The organism is Bacillus sp. SIMBA_154 (genome assembly GCF_046536015.1).
Lineage (GTDB): Bacteria > Bacillota > Bacilli > Bacillales > Bacillaceae > Bacillus > Bacillus pumilus_P.
Map to the genome: position 1 here is coordinate 1 of NZ_JAWJBV010000629.1, position 238 is coordinate 238.

Sequence of the window (238 nt, forward strand, 5' to 3'; positions counted from 1 at the left end):
GTGAGGAGCAGCTGAGCCAGTCTGTGCGGGTGGACAATACGGGGCCGAAGATTGTCCCGAATATTAAAGAAGGCGCGGCGCTGAAAGGTAATGTTGAGCTGAATGCGGACATCCGTGACAAATGGAGCAAAGTGGAAGAGGTCAAAGCGTTTTTGGACGGAGAAAGCATTACGCTCCCGCATCACACGTCATCAGCCGATCTTAAGCCCGGAAAGCATACCCTTACTATCATTGCGGC

1 protein-coding gene is annotated in these 238 nt (G+C 52.5%); it reads left to right on the top strand.

All coding sequences use genetic code 11. From position 1 onward, the window contains the following. On the top strand, positions 1-238 hold a 238-nt coding region (locus R0K30_RS23400; RefSeq protein WP_410613409.1), incomplete at both ends, for a hypothetical protein.